Genomic DNA, 19,972 nt, shown 5'->3' on the forward strand with positions numbered 1-19,972 from the left:
AACCCGTTCATTACGCTTATTAAAATACGCCCGCATCAAAATAACTGGCACTGAAGTCAGAGCGAAAGTACATCATAAAATTGAAACGGTAACGGTTGAATTAGATGAGATTAATTGGAATAATGTTGCTGAAACGAGGACGACGCATACAGGAAGTGAAGCTGGAGATTATCTTAATAACTTTAAACCTTCTTCTACACCTGCTGAATTAATTCAACAACAAGCAGGTAAAGGTATTCAAGTAACAATCAATACTGAACATATTTTAAATGGTGAAATAAAAACTTATGCAAATGGTACTAAGGTTGGTACTGGTGGGCATTATTTAAAAGATCCGAATATTAAAGTAGATCAGTGGACAGGTGCAGCAGATGCTAATGGTGTAAAAACAGGATACATATCGGTCAGAGATCCTGCAACGGGGAAATGGTATAAAAAACAATCTGAAACAACGTTTTTTCCTGAGCATTGGTCTAAACGTCAAACGGAAATGGAAATTAAAAATGCTTTTGAAAATTCAATGCCTCATACTGATCCACGAAAAAAAGAAATGTGGCAAGGAACATCGTCTGATGGATTGAAAATGGAAGGTTATTATAAAAAACCTGATGGAACAGGAGCAACGGCTTGGCCTATTTATGAAGGAGTTAAAAAGTAATGTTAAAAAAGAAATTGTATTTTATATGGTATGAAGGTAAGTATATTCTTTCTGGAACATCTGAAGATGAAAATATTAGGAATACGCCAAGACAAGGTTATGGAATCTGTGAAATAGCTGCTTGGTTGGCGACAGATCTTCCTACAGGGATCAACTCTGTCAATATTTGGATAAATAATCTTACCGATTTAGAGCATAGCCGAGCACCCGATGGTATGTTTGGTGTTGGTAATGCTCATTGGGTTTTAATTACTGGTGATTATGTTTTTATAGGTACCGAATACGTTGAACAACAACAAGTTCTTATTAATAAGAAGCAGCTTTTATATGTTTTAGAAAAATACAAAGCTTGCCTAGAATGTATTTATAAAGACCCATATAATCCACCTGGACCAATAGATGTTGAGCTTGTAGCTGAAGGGCAAGAAGCGATCGATATCTATAATGGATTGCCAAATTCTCATTTGGTTCCTTACGCTTGTTAAAAAACATCCCACCTAATCCGTGGGAAGTCTTTTTAATGTTCCTAAATCTACATGCATGTTTAATTATTAACTTGCTATGATAATCTTCAACTATACCTGTTGAATTAATTCAGCAACAAGTTGGTAAAGGTACTCAAGTAACAATCAATACTGAACATATTTTAAATGGTGAAATAAAAACTTATGCAAATGGGTTCATGATTGGTACAAGTGGCATTATTTTGTTGATGTCTACGCCCGATCAAGTAGCTTTATTTTACGAAATCCCTGCAAACGCTTCCTGTAATCCATTTTGTTCGCATGCGAACAGTATATAGGGAACATAGTTTAGATCACCTACTGGTATTAGCTGTATCGAGGTTTATCCCTATGTGTATAGGGAACACCCTATGAGCCAATGAAATGCCACTAATACTGCCGGTTTATCCCTATGTGTATAGGGAACACTAACAGAATCTGTTCACTCGAATGATGAGGTGCGGTTTATCCCTATGTGTATAGGGAACACTTGCAAGGACAAATTGCATCAGCAAAAATACCCGGTTTATCCCTATGTGTATAGGGAACACTAAAACTGGTAATAATGCGCGACCGAGCGACTCGGTTTATCCCTATGTGTATAGGGAACACTATTGGATTGGGAATAGCTGTAGATCAACATGCGGTTTATCCCTATGTGTATAGGGAACACTAATTTGTCCCCGAACGTCCCGACGTCCAAATCGGTTTATCCCTATGTGTATAGGGAACACTTTGTGATTTTGTAAATTGACGCCCCACGCGACGGTTTATCCCTATGTGTATAGGGAACACTGTGTTAACCACTGCCTGAGCAATTGAGGCGGCGGTTTATCCCTATGTGTATAGGGAACACGATTGGATTTAATGGTACCCATCGTGCGTCAACGGTTTATCCCTATGTGTATAGGGAACACAAGTTGTTCTTCATTATCAACATTGTTTTTTTCGGTTTATCCCTATGTGTATAGGGAACACTCTAATTATAACCTATTGTTTATTAATTAAAATAGGGAGGTGTAAAATTCTACCGATTTTTTATTGTTTTTTTAGGCGATTTGGTTTAATACACATTAGGAATGTAATTTTATAATTATCATATACTTACTTGCTATCATGGAGTTTTTTTAGCGGACACTCTTTTGTAATTTTTACTGCTCACCGAGCAATTCTTGAGAACAAGATAACATGTTACTTTTTCGCTAGATGATTTTAACGAACGACTTTATATTGATCTTACCTTTAGCTTCTTGTTTTATTCGGCTTTATGCCGAATGTTATAACCATTAATTCGCAGACAGACGTTATAACAATAGTTAGAAGTTTTATAACAGAAGAAATAATTAGGAGTTTGAACAAAGCGTTAATTTTTAGAGCTTTGAAAATGATGGCTATCCCTATGTATTTAAGGAACACGATAATTTTAAAGATAGCCCTATTTGAGGGGAACGATTTATCCCTATGTGCATAGGGAACACGCACATCTAAGAATTTCGGCGTTTAATTCTATTCGGTTTATCCCTACGTATATATAGGGAACACCGCCTGAGCCTCGCTTAGATTTTCTTTTAGCCACGGTTTATCCCTGTGTATACAGGGAACACTTCCATTACTTTGCTTAAACCTCGCAAATCGTCGGTTTATCCCTGTGTATACAGGGAACACGATTTTAGCCATGTCAAACGGGATGCCTCGATCGGTTTATCCCTGTGTATACAGGGAACACTTTGGTTGGTTGTTCTGGTAGTGGTTGAACGGCGGTTTATCCCTGTGTATACAGGGAACACTCAAGGGCATCATCGTGTTGGTTTTCATTTGTCGGTTTATCCCTGTGTATACAGGGAACACATCCGGTGCGAAATGAGCGTATCTCATCGTGACGGTTTATCCCTGTGTATACAGGGAACACCAATTAATTAATTGGTTACAAATTACAGCGATCGGTTTATCCCTGTGTATACAGGGAACACTTTATTGATGATTGGGTAAATGTTCCAGTTTATAGGTTTATCCCTGTGTATACAGGGAACACCTGTTGGTAACGTGGTAAGAACACTTATCAGGCGGTTTATCCCTGTGTATACAGGGAACACCTGGTTATTAAACCAAATAAAGAGGGGAGAGACGGTTTATCCCTGTGTATACAGGGAACACTGGGTTGTATTTGCTTTTGCAGTGGTATATTCCGGTTTATCCCTGTGTATACAGGGAACACAACTAGTTGACGACGGCATTTTTGAAAATAACCGGTTTATCCCTGTGTATACAGGGAACACATACTCCACGCCTTTGGTGTATCTTGGTTTTGCGGTTTATCCCTGTGTATACAGGGAACACAACAAAAAAAACATTCTTACAAAAACCAGCTGCGGTTTATCCCTGTGTATACAGGGAACACTCTAATTATAACCTATTGTTTATTAATTAAAATAGGAGGGTGTAAAATTCTACCAACTTTTTTGCTGCTTTTTTAAGCGATTAAAATTCTGATGGGGTTTGACAAAATTTATAATATTATCAATTTATTAAGCAATATTAGTAAAGAAATTTGTGCAATATTTATACTTGCCATGCGCTTATGTACCGACGCTATTTTGGATCATTGCATAACAGATCGTTATGTTAATTAGCTCTATTGGACTAAGCAGATTTTACTAAAAAACTCACTCATTATTTATTCCTCTGTCCTATCCCAATGGGTTTTATGTGCAAATCCCATTAAATTATTGGTCATTTTAATTCGTTGTAATTTAAGTGACCAAATTGGCGCTTTAATCATTCTGGCAAAAGGAAATTTTCGATAATAGTGTGAGTAAGCTTGGGTGGCATCGTGACCCTCTAATCGCGATGCGATGGCTTGAAATTGAATACCTTGGATTTTTGCAACGGTCTTTGGTGCTATGCTTATTGTACCCGCCACGTGTGAATGGGTTAACATCGCATTACCATGAATTGTTTTCACGTCAGAAAGGATATAAAGACACATGGAATCTTCATTAAAAACATAAAAAGCATTACACGCCCAAAGTTGATGATCAGGCAGAATCATACTGAGTGATAACACATGGTGTTTGTTAATGAATTCAAGGATTTTTTTATTGGGCTGCATATTTAATGAAAGTTAAACTCGATTAAGATGGTGTATTGTTTAAATGCATATCTTCACCCCAACGAGGTAATGCAGAAATATCGATATCAAACAGGTCTAACGCTCTAGCTACACTATGAGTTATCATATCATCAATACTATCAATACGTTGATACAGTGCCGGCACAGGTGGAAATATCACCCCACCCATTAAAGTGACAGCCTCCATATTTTTAATATGTCCTAAATGTAAAGGTGCTTCACGTACCATTAAAACTAAACGGCGACGTTCTTTTAAAACTACATCGGCAGCCCGAGTTAGCAAATTATCCGATAAACTGTTAGCAATTGCAGACAAACTACGCATTGAGCACGGTGCAACTAACATGCCCATTGTTTTATAAGAACCACTTGCTATAGCTGCCCCGATATTATTAATAGAATAAACCTTGTCGGCAAGCGCCTCTATCTGTTTGATGCTCATATTGGGAACTTCGTAAGAACAGGTCATGTGGGCAGCTTTAGAGATTACCAAATGAGTTTCAATATCCAATGGTTTTAAAAGCGTTAACGCTTTTATGCCATAAGCAAACCCCGTTGCACCACTGATTCCTATAATGATACGCTTTGCTGTCATGTTAATTCCTATAGTATTTTGACTACAAACAACATCGGTTGACATTGATATGTTCAAAATAAGATGATTCCAATTTTTTCATTCGATAAACTGAGATGTTATGCATGAGTAAATCTTATCACTTATCATTGATAGCTCATTGAACAAAAAAGCTGTCAAGTTAAAAAGATCGATTATGATAGATTTATCACAACACATCATACCTATATCGAATTTAGCTTTCAAGTAAGGGAAAGCTTATATAAAAATTGAGAACAAAAAAGAATAAATTTATTTAATAAAATTAATCTTTTTAATAAAACGATATTACATTAAGTTTAAGGATTTGGATATCAGCGACACAAATACAACATTACAGGATGAAATGTGATGAATTAAGATAAAATGCGCTAACTACGCCTAATTTAATAGGCTTAGGCGTAGTATAGTTTCAGTTATTCCTTAGCCATTGGCTGTTCAACCACTTTGGTTTCTTGATTACCTTGAATTGCTTGGATTTGTTGAGCATATTTGGCGACAGCATCTTTACCGGATAACAGACTATAAGTTAAGGTAAATTCGGTACTTTGTCCCGGCTCTAACTGGCGTACCCGTTTTTGTTCACGTTCAATAGTCACAGGATAGGCAAAACTGGTTCCCGGTTCTAAACCAGTAACATAACCTTGCTTAAGTGTATCGGTATTTTTCCACAAAGAAAGAACAGGAAGTTCTTTGGTATTAAAAGCAATACCCGTGCCTTTATCCCCTGCTTTATTCGTTAACATAACTTGCGTTTTACCATTAGCATCGGCATACGGATAAACGTTAAATACCATTTCGTCAAAACCTTTGGTTGGCCCTAGATAAGTTTGCCATGTTTTTAACCCATCTTTAGCATAATCGTTAAATGGCGAGATTTCTCGGACTGGTGCAACAAATTGAGCACCCTCTTCCAAAATTGGCGTACCGTAATTGCTATGATAAATGATTTGGAAATCTTTCGTGTAATCACCTTTATTGGTCACAACATCATGTACCGTAAACTCTTTACTACCTGGTACGTAACTTATTGATGCCCACGTTTCAAGATTGCTCTTTTTGAATGTGTTTTCTTTTATTAAACCTTTAACCGTGATTGTGTAAGGTGCTTTATCTAAAACTTCGACGACTAATTTTGAAACCGGAGTGTTTTGAGCTCGCCCATGCAATGTATACATCATTCCGTCTGCTTGCACTGCATGACCTGTCCATTCAAAACCACAACGCACCATCATTTCGTTAAAACCATCCAACCAACCCAGCCCTGCACGGCTTTCAAGATTTATAAATTTCGGGTGAACAATTTCGTCAACTGGTGAATCCCACCCCATTCGAATACCGTCACCAACAACTGAAATAATTCCCAGTCCACGAGTCGGACTTAATTTTATGGTAAAATCATTACTGTTGATTGTTAATAACTCGCTTCCTTCTTGTTTTCCACCTTTAAGGACAGTATTTGCAATAAAAAATTTTTCGGCGTTTATCCCTAAATCTTTATTGGAGATAGACCAATTTCCTTTTGCTACATCTTTCTCGGTATCAATTAGCACAAATTCTTTAGCATTAGCCGTCATGGTTGTAAAACATGCTAATACTGCAAGTGAAATGATTTTAACTTTCATGTTAATTCCTCATAATTTATTAAAACAACTAAACTGAATCGCTTCAGTCAATATGGCATAAAACGAGATAAATCAACAAAAAGAAAATATCAAAAATGAGAGATTATTCACACTTTTTAAACAGAAAAAATATCAATAATCTTATGAGTTATAATGAAATGATTTTATTTAACCACAATTAACGATTGGGTCTAACCTGTCCTGCTTTCCAATGTTTACGGCAAACAGAATGAAACTCGCTATCACCTAAATGTATAGAGTTACCAAACTTAACAATCTTACCATCTTTACCTTCTAGCAAATTCATCGTTGCTTTTTTTCCACACCAACAAACGGTTTTAAGCTCTCTAAAATTATCTGCGATTTCAAGTAAGGTTTTTGAGCCTTCAAAAAGATGTCCCATATAATCTGTTTTTAATCCAAAAAACATCATTGGTACTCCATACTCATCACAAACATCAGATAATTTCCAGATTGTATTTCGGGATAAAAACTGACTTTCGTCGATCAGTATACAGGCATAATCATTTTGTTTAATTAATTCAATTATCTCATCAACACTATTATCATCAAGCTGTAGCGCTTTTTTGCGTAATCCTAAACGTGATACAATTTCTACAGCAGAATCACGCGTATCGACAGACGATTTAAGTAGCAATGTTTGCATATTATTACTTAAATAATTATGGTCGATTTGTAATAATTCAGTTGATTTACCCGCATTCATGACGGCATAAATATAATAAATTTTCGACAAAATAAGGCCTCAAAATAAATTAATAAAGAAACAGAATAATTTAGAAAATAAAAAAGGTAAGTTATCAAACCTACCTTTTATCATTATAATGAAATAAAAACTATTTTGCTTTGCCTTGATTTGCAACAGCTGCTTGTTTGGCGGCAATTTCATCAGCATTACCTAAATAGTAATGTTTGATCACTTTCATATTGTCATCAAATTCATATACTAAAGGCACACCCGTTGGAATGTTAAGATCGATAATATCATCATCACTGATATTATCTAAATGTTTAACTAAAGCACGTAAAGAGTTACCATGAGCAGCAATAATAACACGCTCGCCTCTTGCTACACGTGGTGCAATCGTTGATTCCCAGTAAGGCAGAACACGTTTGATTGTTAATGCTAAGCTTTCTGTTAATGGTAATTCTGATTCAGGCAATTTGCTGTAACGTGAATCATGTCCCGGAAAACGCTCATCTGATTTTTCTAATGCAGGTGGGGTAATAGCAAAACCACGACGCCACAATTTTACTTGCTCATCACCATATTTTGCAGCAGTTTCCGCTTTATTTAAACCTTGAAGTGCACCATAGTGACGCTCATTTAATTTCCAACTTTTTTCAACAGGCAACCATGCTTGATCCACTTCATCTAAAACATGCCATAATGTATGAATAGCACGTTTTAACACTGAGGTATACGCATAATCAAATTCGAAACCTTCTTTTTTAAGTAATTGACCTGCTTCTGCTGCTTCTTTATTACCTTTATCAGATAAATCAACATCAGTCCAACCACAAAAACGGTTTTCTTGATTCCAAACACTTTCTCCATGTCGAATAAGAACTAATTTTTTTACTGCCATGAATATAACTCCTTTGTTACGTAAAATAAATTTGATGTATCTTGTTATCAACAGGAATACATGATTTTAATCATGTATTCCTGTTGTATTTCAATAAACGTTTTTAAACTATACACATTATTTTGGTAAATATTTTGCAGGATCAACGGATTGCGCTTTATAACGAATCTCAAAATGTAGTCTAACTGATGAAGTTCCTGTTGCGCCCATTGTTGCAATTTGCTCACCGGCTCGAACTGTTTGTTGTTCCTTAACTAAGATTGACTGATTATGCGCATAAGCTGTCAAATAATCATCATTATGTTTAACAATAATTAAATTACCGTATCCCGGTAACGCATTACCAGAATAAACCACTCGACCATCAGCCGCAGCGACAACTTTATCACCTAACGATCCTGAAATATCAATCCCTTTACTTGCGTTAGAAAACTTTTCAATAATCTTACCATTAGCTGGCCATTGCCATGAAATATTAGCAACCGTGGCTGTTGCGCCTCCTAAATTGGAACGACTTTGATCCGATGAATTAGAACTACTTGGAACAGATGTAATAGTATTACTTTGAACAGATTGAATGGTGCTGCCTTGATCAGATGAACGGCTTGATGAAGTACCATTTGAATTATCTTTGATCGTCACAACTTTTTGGGTAACGTTATTTTTAGTTTCAACAACCGTTGTTCCAAAACTGACATCCAAAACTTGACCTACATTAACGGCGAAAGGTTCTTTAATATTATTTTTTGCGGCTAATGATCGATAATCATTACCCGTTACCCAAGCAATATAAAATAAGGTATCTCCACGTTTAACAGTATAAGTATCCCCCTTATAGCCACCTTTAGGAATATCATCATAATTACGATTATACACAATACGTTCATTCGTTGTTGCAACGCTTTGACCAGACGAGCTGGAAGATTGCACAGTTGAACTAGAGCTTGATGACGATTTAGGATAAGTAGAGTTCGATATTCGGTTACCCGTCGAAATATTTGTCGGTGGTCTGCTATAAACAGACGGATTTGAGCTCCCGGAAGAATCTGAAATATCTACAATTGTAGCAGGGTTTGTTTGAGTACACGCAGCAATCAGCAAACTTAAACTACTTAATGTGAGAATTTTTTTCACTTTAATACCTTTCATTCGTTAATCTTATTTTGGTAGAAATTGCCCATGATTATACATTTTAACGTTTTTACCGTAAAAAGCTATTATCTTTAAAATATTCATGCTAATTTGATCATGGTCGAAGAATGATGAGGAGTACTTAATTAAAGACAAACTCACGCCATAAATCCAATAAGCTGTATAAAAATGAATGCCCTTTCTGACAAGAAATTTAACACCACTATACCATTAGTGAATCAACAAGCAAACTTGCTTATCAACTAAGATTAAATATTCAAAATGCAATTTTACAATGGGTATAAAATGATAAAAACTGAAATTGTTTTGAACGCAATGAGTATATACAATAAAATAGGTTTTCGTATAGTATATTTGTGGTATTTTTTTCAAAATTAAAATGTGACCAAATCTAATGACTTTATATATTGTAGCCACCCCAATTGGAAACTTAAATGATATCACGCTTCGCGCAATTGAGATCCTTAAAAAGGTTGATATAGTTGCTGCCGAAGACACTCGCCACAGTGGATTACTGTTGCAACATTTGGGAATCAAAGCCAAACTTTTTGCACTGCACGATCATAACGAGCAAGAAAAATCTCAGCTATTAATCGAAAAGCTCAAGTCTGGCGTATCGATAGCATTAATATCTGATGCTGGAACCCCCTTAATAAATGATCCAGGCTATCATTTAGTGAAAGCTTGCCGTGAAAATGAGATTAACGTTGTTCCTATTCCTGGCGCTTGCGCAGCGATTGCAGCCTTATCGGTTGCAGGACTACCGTCAGATAAATTCAGCTATGAAGGTTTTTTACCCGCTAAAAGTAAAGCTCGTGTGGACTACTTAATGACACTGGTGAATGAAACACGAACGATGATATTTTATGAATCAACACATCGTTTACTTGATACCTTACATGATATGCAAACTGTATTTGGCGCAGACAAACAAATCGTATTAGCCAAAGAGCTAACAAAAACATGGGAAACGATTGTTAGCTATCCGGTGACTCAATTAATTAATTGGCTAAATGAAGATATTGCCCGTCAAAAAGGGGAGTTTGTTTTAATTGTTGAAGGTCATACTAAAACTGACACGGATATCGATCCCAATGTCATTCACACATTAAAGTTATTAACCAAAGAACTTCCATTAAAAAAAGCGGCTTCAATCACCGCCGAAATATACGGACTTAAAAAGAACCAACTTTATCAAATTGGATTGAGTTTGGAATAATGAAAGCATCAATCAACTAACATTTAATAGCTATTGAGCTAAAACAAACTTACAAGCTACACCGTAAGATAAGCGTTAACCTCGAATAAGATTAGACAGTAAAACATCGATAAGAACATTGGCACAAATAGTGCGATTTAGTATATAATTAGCCACTATTTTTAAGTAATTTAATGATAAAAGGTAACAAACAGTATGGGATTCAAATGTGGGATCGTCGGACTACCAAATGTTGGTAAGTCAACACTTTTTAACGCACTAACTAAAGCAGGCATTGAGGCGGCTAACTTTCCGTTTTGTACAATCGAGCCAAACACTGGTGTAGTGCCTATGCCCGATCCTCGTCTCGATCAGCTTGCTGAAATTGTCAAACCACAACGCACTTTACCAACCACAATGGAATTTGTGGATATTGCTGGATTAGTGAAAGGTGCATCAAAAGGTGAAGGGCTTGGAAACCAGTTTTTAGCCAATATCCGTGAAACCGAAGCAATTGGTCATGTCGTACGATGCTTTGAAAATGAAAACATCATTCACGTAGCAGGTAAAATTGACCCTGCCGAAGATATTGAAATTATTAACACCGAGCTAGCGTTAGCAGACCTTGAAGCTTGTGAACGTGCTATGACTCGACTACAAAAACGAGCAAAAGGCGGTGACAAGGATGCCAAGTTTGAACTTGAAATTTTAGAAAAATGTCTACCCCACTTAGAACAAGGTAAAAAATTATTACTATTGGATTTAAGCAAAGAAGAACTAAACGCAATAAAGTATCTTAGCTTCTTAACCTTAAAACCAACCATGTATATTGCTAATGTCAACGAAGACGGTTTTGAAAATAATCCTTATTTAGATAAAGTTAAAGCCATTGCAGAAGCAGAAAAAGCGGTTGTTGTTCCTGTCTGTGCTGCCATTGAAGCGGAACTTTCAGAACTTGATGATGCCGACCGAGATGAATTTATGCAAGACTTAGGATTAACTGAACCGGGGTTAAATCGTGTCATACGTGCAGGTTATAAATTACTTAATTTACAAACCTATTTTACCGCAGGTGTGAAAGAAGTACGGGCATGGACAATATCCATTGGTGATACCGCACCGCAAGCGGCTGGAAAAATCCACACTGATTTTGAAAAAGGCTTTATCCGAGCGCAGACTATCGCATTTGATGACTTTATCAAATACGGGGGTGAACAAGGGGCAAAAGAAGCAGGTAAAATGCGTTCTGAAGGTAAAGACTACATCGTACAAGACGGCGACATTATGAACTTTTTATTTAATGTCTAATATTAACACGTATGATGAAATACATTAACGTCACCACAAGGTGGCGTTAACGTTTAACGATAAAAAACACGATAACCAAAGCCTAAATCATTAAACAATAATCAAAACACATCGAGTCGATCCATTGAAACGCAAATAACCATGTTAATAAACATTAACACTATCGATAAAATGGATGCATCAACTAGGTAAGGAAAAACTATGTTACTGACTTTCGACCAAGCAAAACAAAAAATATTGCAAGCTTGCACCACCGTAAAATCACTTGAACACGAAACAGTATCATTAAATGATGCACTCGACCGAATTACCGCTGTACCCATTATATCCCCCATTAACGTCCCTCGTTTTGATAATTCGGCAATGGATGGTTATGCTGTCAGATTTGCTGATATTGAAACATCGAGAACCTTACCGGTTTCTAAGACTGTTTATGCAGGTGATGATATCGGTGATCTTAACTGGGCAATTGGCAGTTGTTTACGAATTATGACAGGTGCGCCTGTTCCTAATGATGCTGATGCGGTTGTTATGCAAGAACATACACAAGTAAAAGGTCAACACATTACTTTTCTTAAAGATATTAAAGCTGGGGATAATATTCGCCGAATCGGTGAAGATATCAAAAAAGATGCAGTCACAGTTGCCAAAGGTCAACGCTTATCAATTCCTACTTTATCGACATTAGCAACGCTTGGCATTCATCAAGTTTGCGTGTATAAAACATTAAACGTTGCTATCTTTTCAACCGGCAACGAACTAACGCCAATTGGTCAACCGTTAACCGACAATGGTGCTATTTATGACAGTAATGGTTTCACATTAAAACAGCTATTAACAAAACTGAATTGCCAAGTGATCGACCTAGGTATTATTCCTGATGATCCTAACCAAATTAAACAAGCTTTAATGACAGCCTCAACCCAAGCTGATTTAATCATTACCAGTGGTGGGGTATCGGTAGGCGATGCTGACTACACCAAAACGGCTTTAGAAGAGTTAGGACAAATTAATTTTTGGAAGATAGCGATGAAACCCGGTAAACCATTTGCCTTTGGACAAATTGGCAAAGCGCTATTTTGTGGTTTACCCGGTAATCCTGTTTCAACAGTAGTGACATTTTATCAACTCGTTCAACCTTTAATTTCAGCGCTTGCAGGACAACAAACGCTATCAGCGGATTTAACTTTTCAAGTTAAAACAGTAACCGATCTTAAAAAAAGTGTTGGGCGCATAGATTTTCAACGTGGTAGAGTGGAACCAAATGACCAAGGCGTGTTAGAAGTTAAATCAACGGGTCAACAAGGTTCACATATTACCCAATCGTTCAATAAAGCTAACTGTTTTATAATATTAGAACAAGAACGTGGAAACGTCAGTAAAGGAGAATATGTCACCGTTACGCTGTTTAATGACTTATTAAAATAGTGCCACTAAAATGGCTCCAGCGGCTATCATCACAACCCCTACGCCTGACAAAAATGAAATTTTTTCACCAAATAAAACCGCGGCAAATACCACTGCAAACACCACGCTCAGCTTATCAATAGGGGCAACTTGCGACACTTTACCGTCTTTGATTGCCATAAAATAAAACAGCCATGACAACGCACCGGCAATACCACTTAATGCAATAATCAGTAATGCTTTTTTATCATTAAAAAACGTATTAATTAAGTTTAATTTACCCTGAACTGCCACCACGCCAACCAAAAATATCGCCATAACAATAGCTCGAATTGCGGTTGCCGTATTTGCATCAAGATGCTGTAAACCAATTTTGCCTAAAATTGCCACGAAAGCCGCAGAAATGGCAGACAACAAGGCATAAATAAGCCAAGCACTCATCTTTAATTCCTGTCTATTTGAATCATATATTGCTGGTTATTTGAATTTTTTTGGCATTGTTGTGAATTGCTCATCACACCATCACAACCTTCTAACACACCGTGCGCTTTTGACCAACGATATTGTTTACCGTGATCATTCTTACCACCACAAGCAATTAAGCTTAAACTCAGTATCACACAAGACAATGTAATCAGTACTGTTTTCATGGTTTTCTCCGATGTTAATGTAGAAATGATTACTTAAGCTATATAGATTAATAACTGTTATTCTATTTTAGAATCTGTTTGATGAATAGATAGACTACCACCTATTTTTAACAAATGAAAGGCTCGAGCTTCACGGTATTGAGATAACAAAGTTGGCGGTTCATCTAAAGGTTCATCGGCTAACTCAAACGCTCCCCAATGTATTGCCATTGCAGCATGGCAATGTAACTCATCATAAAGTTGTACTGCTTGCTCAGGATCGATATGTTGTGACTGCATAAACCAACGAGGCGCATAAGCACCAATTGGAATAAGTGCCAAATCAATATGTGTAAAATATTCACCAATATGCTTTAAAACTGATGAATAAGCGGTATCGCCCATAAAATAGAGTGTTTTTGTTTGATTAGCATTAGCCACATTTGATTGGATCACCCAACCACACCACAAAACCTTATTCACATCAAATAAACCACGTTTACTCCAATGTTTGGCAGGTGTTGCAGTAAAAGTAAGATTATCGATATCCGCCGATCCCCACCAATCCAGCTCAATAACCGTCTTCGCCCCCCACTTATGAAGTTTAGTTTTTAAACCTAATGGCACTAAAATAACAACATTTGCAAAACGACTCACTAATTGTCGAATGCTATGATAATCAAGATGATCATAATGATTATGTGAAATCACAATAAAATCAATGTTAGGAAGTTCTTCAATACTTAGTGCGGGTGGTGTACGGCGTCTAGGGCCTAAAAACTGAAAAGGTGAAGCACGATCAGAAAAAACAGGATCGGTTAAAATCATTTTACCGTTAAGACGAATCAACGTAGTTGAATGCCCTATCCACCAAATTCTATCATCGTCTAACGTCATATCAATCGATTGACACCATTGATGATTAAAACCAAGATAACCTGCTTGTGGGGGCAAAACATTCCGATTAAAATACCAACGACAAGTATCACTTAAAGTAAACTTAAACGGCTCCTGATTTTTAAATTTTTTACCGTTATGGTGAGATTGATCAACGATATTTTTCTGTTCATAACTCATTAAAACGACCCTTATTAATTTGCATATCGCTCAATTAACACAGCGACATTACTAGCATTAGCAATAGCATCGGGTTTAGAGACTTTAATTTTAATATGACCAACTGAAAACTTTTGCATAACATGCTCAGCAACCTGTTCAGCAACGGTTTCAATTAGTTCAAATTGCTGACTTTCAACAAACAGAGTAACAGACTGACTAACCAAAAAATAGTCTAAACAGAGCGAAACATCGTCATTTTTGCCTGCCGGTTGATTATTCCAAGCCATCTCTAAATCCAAGATAAGCTTTTGCTTAATGTTTTTTTCCCAACTATAGACCCCAATGGTTGTAAAAATAGTTAAACCTTCAATCAGAACACGATCATGATTATTTATGCGCATATTTCACCCTAAAAACAGATTAAGTTTATCTACTTTAAACAGAAGATTACCGAATCTCAACAAATTACGCTATAATTTATTTTAAATTGTAATGAAATTAACCATAGCACTTATGACCCGTATATATCAACCTGTTTCGATTATTGAAAATAGCATCATGACATTAGATGATAATGCATTTAATCACCTTATTCGGGTTTTACGAATGAAAACAGGTGAAAATATTATCCTTTTTGATGGTACTAATCACATCACACCAGCAACAATACATGAAATCAATAAAAAATCGGTAACCGTCAAAACGGCGACCACCCTATTAGACAACCGTGAATCCCCTTTAAAAATTCATCTTGGACAAGTCATATCACGCGGTGAAAAAATGGAGTTCACCATACAAAAATCTGTCGAATTAGGGGTAACCAGTATTACGCCCCTACTTTCTGAACGTTGTGGAGTAAAACTCGATGCAGAACGATTAGACAAAAAAGTGAATCAGTGGCAAAAAATTGTGATTTCAGCTTGTGAACAATGTGGTCGTAATATCATTCCGGTGATTCATCCCGTCATGAAACTAGAAAATTGGTGTGCCAACTTAAACAGCGGTTTACGATTAAACTTACACCCTAAAGCAACACATGGAGTAAAACACCTTCCTACCGGACAAACGGATATCAGTTTACTAATCGGACCTGAAGGGGGATTATCTGATGACGAAATCAACATGACACATCAGTATCAATTTACCGATATTTTACTAGGACCACGAATACTGCGTACCGAAACAGCAGCGCTTACAGCCTTAACAGCACTACAAGTTCAATTTGGTGATTTAGGATAATTAACTGTAAAAAATCATAATTCATCATGTTTACATTGCATCTTAATCTGTTACGAGTATGATAGTTGCCAAAGCTTTTACATAGTGATAAAAACACTATCTGTCACAATTCATATTTTATTGAACAATACAAAAGGAGTTACCATGATTAAGCTTGGTATTGTTATGGATCCAATCAGTCATATCAAGATAAAAAAAGACACCAGTTTTGCAATGTTGCTTGAAGCACAAAAACGGGGTTATCAACTTTTTTACATGGAAATGAACGATCTTTTTTTACGTAATGGTCAACCTTATGCAACAACACGAAAGTTAACCGTTCATCACGATCTCAATCACTGGTTTGATATGGATGAAGAACAAACACTACCATTAAGTGATCTTGATGTCATACTAATGCGTAAAGATCCCCCTTTTGATACTGAATTTATCTATTCAACTTATATTTTAGAACGAGCAGAAGCAAATGGTGTACTTGTGGTAAATAAACCACAAAGCTTACGTGACTGTAACGAAAAACTATTTACAGCATGGTTTGCCCAATTTACGCCAGAAACCCTCGTGACTCGTCAAACTCAATTAATACGAGCATTTCATCAAGAACACCAAGATATCATCTTAAAACCACTTGACGGCATGGGCGGATCGTCAATTTTTAGAATAAAACAAGATGATCCCAATATATCCGTTATTATCGAAACCCTAACCGAAATGAACACCCGATATTGCATGGCTCAAGCGTTTATTCCTGCAATTAAAGACGGCGACAAACGTGTTTTGGTCGTTGACGGTCAACCGGTGCCTTACTGTCTTGCTAGAATCCCTCAAAAAGGGGAAACCCGTGGAAATCTAGCAGCTGGGGGATATGGCGAAGTAAGACCACTCAGTGACAGTGATTGGCAAATAGCTAAAAGCGTAGCACCAACCTTAAAAGAAAAAGGACTATTGTTTGTTGGTTTAGATATTATTGGTGATAAATTAACTGAAATAAACGTCACCAGCCCGACTTGTGTACGTGAAATTGAAGCGGCAAACCCAGACATATCTATTACAGGCATGTTAATGGATGCCATTGAAAAACGATTAAATAAAAAGAGCTAAACATGATTAGAGAATATAAAAAAACGGATCTCGATAAAATTATGCAACTATGGCTTGAAGGAAATATACAAGCCCATAATTTTATTGATCCTGAATTTTTCAAACAAAATTATGAATTTGTTAAAATGCTCATTCCAATGTCAACCATTTACGTGCAAGATCTTAATGGCGTAAAAGGATTTATTGGCTTAACCGAAAACTATATTTCTGGTTTATTTGTTGATGAAGAATTCCGCCGACAAGGGACAGGAAAAGCACTAGTTAATAAAGCGAAACAGCGTTACAACGAATTACTTGTTCATGTCTACAAACAAAATAGTACAGCTATTAATTTTTATCTTTCACAAAATTTTGAAATTGTTTCTGAATCCATCAATGAAGAAACCAATGAACCCGAATTATTGATGCGTTGCTTAGTTGAACACAACGTAAAAATCGGCAAGTGTGCAATTTAAATAAAACTAAAATGTGAGCATATGAATCTAAAAAATTATTTTATCATTGCAATGCCAAACGTATCCGAAACCTTGTTTAGCCGATCGGTGGTATATATTTGTGAACATAATCGAGATGGAGCAATGGGTATCATCATTAACAAACCTCTTGTTGAACTCAATGTTGCCACCGTATTGACTCGTCTTGAAATTATGGCACCAAAAAACTGTGCTGAACTAGAATACCCTGTATTTTGTGGTGGCCCTTTAGCGGATGAACAAGGATTTATTTTACATACTCCACAATCGGGCTTTTCATCGAGCATTCAAATATCTGATGACGTGATGATAACCACATCACTTGATGCATTAAAATCAATTGGGACACCTGAACAACCGAAAGATCTTTTTCTTGCATTGGGTTATTCAAGTTGGCAATCACTGCAACTTGAATCAGAAGTTGCCCGCAACGATTGGTTAGTGGCAGAAGCCGATCCCAATATTATTTTTAATGTTGCTATTGAAGAACGCTGGCAAAAAGCCGCCGAATCGCTAGGGATTAATATCAATCGCATATCACATCAAATGGGAAATGCATAAACAATGGCAACTATTATTGCATTTGATTTTGGAACCTCAAGTATTGGTGCGGCGATTGGACAAGACATCACCAAAACAGCCAATCCACTTTGTTCGTTCAAAGCACGAGACGGCATTCCTAATTGGCAAACTATTGAAAAGGTACTTAAAGAGTGGAAACCTGATTACTTAGTGGTTGGGTTACCCCTTAACATGGACGGTAGCGAACAACCACTGACAGCCAGAGCACGAAAATTTGCTAACCGTTTACATGGCATGTTTGGTTATCAAGTCCATTTACAGGATGAACGATTATCGACGGTCGAAGCTAAATCGCACATTTTTGCGTCACGTGGTTACCGTGCACTTGAAAAAGGTCATATTGATGCTACTTCGGCAATTATTATTTTAGAAAGTTGGTTTGAAAACCATTAACTATTTTAACCTTTTATTTATTTTACAAATAATTCATCGCTAATCATTTACATACTTGCTAAAATAATCAGCAGTTTTTTTATTTAAGGACTGCTTCTCGTGTCAAATAAAACGCCTCTTAGCTATAAAGATGCCGGTGTCGATATCGACGCCGGTAATGCACTGGTTAATCGTATTAAATCAGTTGTCAAAGAAACCAAACGTCCTGAAGTCATGGGCGGATTAGGTGGATTTGGCGCACTATGCGCAATCCCACAAAAATATCACGAACCGATTCTAGTGTCGGGTACAGATGGTGTCGGGACTAAATTACGGTTAGCAATGGACTTACAACGCCATGACTCTATCGGCATTGATTTAGTCGCCATGTGTGTAAATGATCTTATTGTTCAAGGTGCTGAACCCCTATTCTTTCTTGATTATTATGCAACAGGAAAACTCAATGTTGACATTGCAGCAACAGTAGTGACAGGAATAGCACAAGGTTGTAAACAAGCTGGTTGTGCACTGGTCGGTGGCGAAACGGCCGAAATGCCAGGCATGTATCAGGATAACGATTACGATCTAGCTGGATTCTGTGTGGGTGTCGTTGAAAAATCAAAAATGATTGACGGCAGTCAAGTACAAGACGGTGATGCCATCATTGCGTTAGCATCGAGTGGGGCGCACTCTAATGGCTACTCATTAATTCGAAAAATTATTGAAGTCAGTGGGGTAAATCCGGCAACTGAACAATTAAATGGTATGCCACTTGCTGCTCACCTGCTTGCACCGACCAAAATCTACGTCAAATCGATTCTTGATTTAATTGAACATGTCAATGTACATGCCATAGCGCACATTACAGGCGGTGGATTCTGGGAAAACATTCCACGAGTGCTACCCGACAATATGCAAGCAATCATTAACGAAAGCAGTTGGCAATGGCCACCACTATTTAATTGGCTACAACAAGCAGGTCATGTCAGTCGGCACGAAATGTACCGTACTTTTAACTGCGGTGTAGGTTTGATTATTGTCTTACCCCAACATTGTGTTAATGACGCCTTAACGTTACTCAATAACCATGGTGAAAAAGCGTGGTTAATGGGTGAAATAAAACAGTCAACATCGGATGAACAAGTCATTATTCTGTAAAATAGACATCTGTTACTATATAATTTAGATAAATTGTATAGTAACAATCTATTCAATGTAAAATGCCAAAACCATTTCATTTGTTCATTATCGAGCACATATTAGATGAATGAAACTATGCAATTCTTTTTTAATATCTACAAAGTCATCAATCA

General features: G+C 36.8%; 21 protein-coding genes and 2 CRISPR repeat arrays. Of the genes, 11 read left to right on the top strand and 10 right to left on the bottom strand.

The genetic code is table 11. The annotated features are described in order from the left end of the window. Together J3U36_RS02725 and J3U36_RS02730 are read left to right on the top strand one after the other, a co-directional pair. A partial coding sequence (locus J3U36_RS02725; RefSeq protein WP_267385836.1) for an EndoU domain-containing protein occupies window positions 1-658 on the top strand: 658 nt, incomplete at its 5' end. Beyond that, window positions 658-1,143 (top strand): hypothetical protein, encoded by a 486-nt coding sequence (locus J3U36_RS02730; protein WP_267379937.1) that lies wholly within the window; start codon window positions 658-660, stop codon window positions 1,141-1,143. The genes J3U36_RS02725 and J3U36_RS02730, both read left to right, overlap by 1 nt. Before the next feature lie 357 nt (window positions 1,144-1,500). Continuing rightward, window positions 1,501-2,140: direct repeats of the CRISPR family, unit length 29 nt. Window positions 2,141-2,736: 596 nt separating this feature from the next. Continuing rightward, window positions 2,737-3,559: direct repeats of the CRISPR family, unit length 29 nt; unit sequence CGGTTTATCCCTGTGTATACAGGGAACAC. A gap of 276 nt (window positions 3,560-3,835) precedes the next feature. Here J3U36_RS02730 and J3U36_RS02735 read toward each other — a convergent pair. The 6 genes from J3U36_RS02735 to nlpD form a co-directional block, all read right to left on the bottom strand. Beyond that, entirely contained in the window at window positions 3,836-4,225 is a 390-nt protein-coding gene (locus J3U36_RS02735; RefSeq protein ID WP_267380644.1) for a hypothetical protein, read from the bottom strand. Between the two features lie 67 nt (window positions 4,226-4,292). After that, on the bottom strand, window positions 4,293-4,886 hold the full coding sequence (locus J3U36_RS02740; RefSeq protein ID WP_267380646.1) for a UbiX family flavin prenyltransferase: 594 nt from the start codon (window positions 4,884-4,886) through the stop codon (window positions 4,293-4,295). 434 nt (window positions 4,887-5,320) lie between these two features. Continuing rightward, window positions 5,321-6,529: an aldose 1-epimerase family protein gene (locus J3U36_RS02745; RefSeq protein ID WP_267352583.1), complete on the bottom strand. Its 1,209-nt coding sequence runs from the start codon at window positions 6,527-6,529 to the stop codon at window positions 5,321-5,323. Between the two features lie 178 nt (window positions 6,530-6,707). Next, window positions 6,708-7,286 carry a thymidine kinase gene (locus J3U36_RS02750; RefSeq protein ID WP_065559418.1) on the bottom strand — a complete coding sequence of 193 codons (579 nt, stop codon included), beginning with the start codon at window positions 7,284-7,286 and terminating at the stop codon, window positions 6,708-6,710. Window positions 7,287-7,386: 100 nt separating this feature from the next. Then, window positions 7,387-8,139 carry a 2,3-diphosphoglycerate-dependent phosphoglycerate mutase gene (gpmA, locus tag J3U36_RS02755; protein ID WP_065559417.1) on the bottom strand — a complete coding sequence of 251 codons (753 nt, stop codon included), beginning with the start codon at window positions 8,137-8,139 and terminating at the stop codon, window positions 7,387-7,389. A 117-nt stretch (window positions 8,140-8,256) separates the two neighbouring features. Continuing rightward, window positions 8,257-9,288, bottom strand: a complete 1,032-nt coding sequence (gene nlpD, locus J3U36_RS02760) for a murein hydrolase activator NlpD (protein ID WP_411590246.1) — start codon at window positions 9,286-9,288, stop codon at window positions 8,257-8,259. Between the two features lie 397 nt (window positions 9,289-9,685). Between nlpD and rsmI the strand changes: the two genes are divergently transcribed. The 3 genes from rsmI to moeA all read left to right on the top strand — a co-directional run bounded on the left by rsmI (window position 9,686) and on the right by moeA (window position 13,225). Continuing rightward, window positions 9,686-10,510 (top strand): 16S rRNA (cytidine(1402)-2'-O)-methyltransferase, encoded by an 825-nt coding sequence (gene rsmI / locus J3U36_RS02765; RefSeq protein WP_267380649.1) that lies wholly within the window; start codon window positions 9,686-9,688, stop codon window positions 10,508-10,510. A 195-nt stretch (window positions 10,511-10,705) separates the two neighbouring features. Then, complete coding sequence (ychF, locus tag J3U36_RS02770) at window positions 10,706-11,797, top strand: redox-regulated ATPase YchF (RefSeq protein WP_267380650.1); 1,092 nt, start codon at window positions 10,706-10,708, stop codon at window positions 11,795-11,797. A gap of 201 nt (window positions 11,798-11,998) precedes the next feature. After that, window positions 11,999-13,225 (top strand): molybdopterin molybdotransferase MoeA, encoded by a 1,227-nt coding sequence (moeA, locus tag J3U36_RS02775; RefSeq protein WP_267380651.1) that lies wholly within the window; start codon window positions 11,999-12,001, stop codon window positions 13,223-13,225. Here moeA and J3U36_RS02780 read toward each other — a convergent pair. From J3U36_RS02780 to folB, 4 genes are read right to left on the bottom strand one after another with little or no spacing between them, the layout of a single operon-like run. After that, on the bottom strand, window positions 13,217-13,645 hold the full coding sequence (locus J3U36_RS02780) for an EamA family transporter (protein WP_267352579.1): 429 nt from the start codon (window positions 13,643-13,645) through the stop codon (window positions 13,217-13,219). The genes moeA and J3U36_RS02780 overlap by 9 nt on opposite strands. Window positions 13,646-13,647: 2 nt before the next feature. Beyond that, window positions 13,648-13,854 (bottom strand): hypothetical protein, encoded by a 207-nt coding sequence (locus J3U36_RS02785; RefSeq protein WP_267352578.1) that lies wholly within the window; start codon window positions 13,852-13,854, stop codon window positions 13,648-13,650. A 57-nt stretch (window positions 13,855-13,911) separates the two neighbouring features. Next, a complete protein-coding gene (locus tag J3U36_RS02790; protein ID WP_267380654.1) occupies window positions 13,912-14,910 on the bottom strand; it encodes an MBL fold metallo-hydrolase in 999 nt (332 codons plus the stop codon). 14 nt (window positions 14,911-14,924) lie between these two features. Beyond that, window positions 14,925-15,293, bottom strand: a complete 369-nt coding sequence (folB, locus tag J3U36_RS02795; protein ID WP_267352576.1) for a dihydroneopterin aldolase — start codon at window positions 15,291-15,293, stop codon at window positions 14,925-14,927. Between the two features lie 112 nt (window positions 15,294-15,405). On the opposite strand from folB, the gene rsmE reads away from it, so the two are divergent. From rsmE to purM, 6 genes are all read left to right on the top strand, one after another. After that, window positions 15,406-16,131 carry a 16S rRNA (uracil(1498)-N(3))-methyltransferase gene (gene rsmE / locus J3U36_RS02800; RefSeq protein WP_267380656.1) on the top strand — a complete coding sequence of 242 codons (726 nt, stop codon included), beginning with the start codon at window positions 15,406-15,408 and terminating at the stop codon, window positions 16,129-16,131. Between the two features lie 144 nt (window positions 16,132-16,275). Further along, entirely contained in the window at window positions 16,276-17,232 is a 957-nt protein-coding gene (gshB, locus tag J3U36_RS02805; protein WP_267380657.1) for a glutathione synthase, read from the top strand. A gap of 2 nt (window positions 17,233-17,234) precedes the next feature. Further along, window positions 17,235-17,687, top strand: a complete 453-nt coding sequence (locus J3U36_RS02810; protein WP_267352573.1) for a GNAT family N-acetyltransferase — start codon at window positions 17,235-17,237, stop codon at window positions 17,685-17,687. Between the two features lie 21 nt (window positions 17,688-17,708). Further along, the gene (locus J3U36_RS02815; RefSeq protein ID WP_267380659.1) at window positions 17,709-18,266 is read left to right on the top strand and encodes a YqgE/AlgH family protein; all 558 of its coding nucleotides are present in this window, start codon (window positions 17,709-17,711) and stop codon (window positions 18,264-18,266) included. Window positions 18,267-18,269: 3 nt separating this feature from the next. Next, the gene (gene ruvX, locus J3U36_RS02820; RefSeq protein WP_267352571.1) at window positions 18,270-18,680 is read left to right on the top strand and encodes a Holliday junction resolvase RuvX; all 411 of its coding nucleotides are present in this window, start codon (window positions 18,270-18,272) and stop codon (window positions 18,678-18,680) included. Window positions 18,681-18,779: 99 nt separating this feature from the next. Then, the gene (purM, locus tag J3U36_RS02825; RefSeq protein ID WP_267380661.1) at window positions 18,780-19,817 is read left to right on the top strand and encodes a phosphoribosylformylglycinamidine cyclo-ligase; all 1,038 of its coding nucleotides are present in this window, start codon (window positions 18,780-18,782) and stop codon (window positions 19,815-19,817) included. Window positions 19,818-19,972 lie beyond the last annotated feature (155 nt).

This window comes from Gilliamella sp. B3817, from assembly GCF_026536705.1.
GTDB classification, from domain to species: domain Bacteria; phylum Pseudomonadota; class Gammaproteobacteria; order Enterobacterales; family Orbaceae; genus Gilliamella; species Gilliamella apicola_I.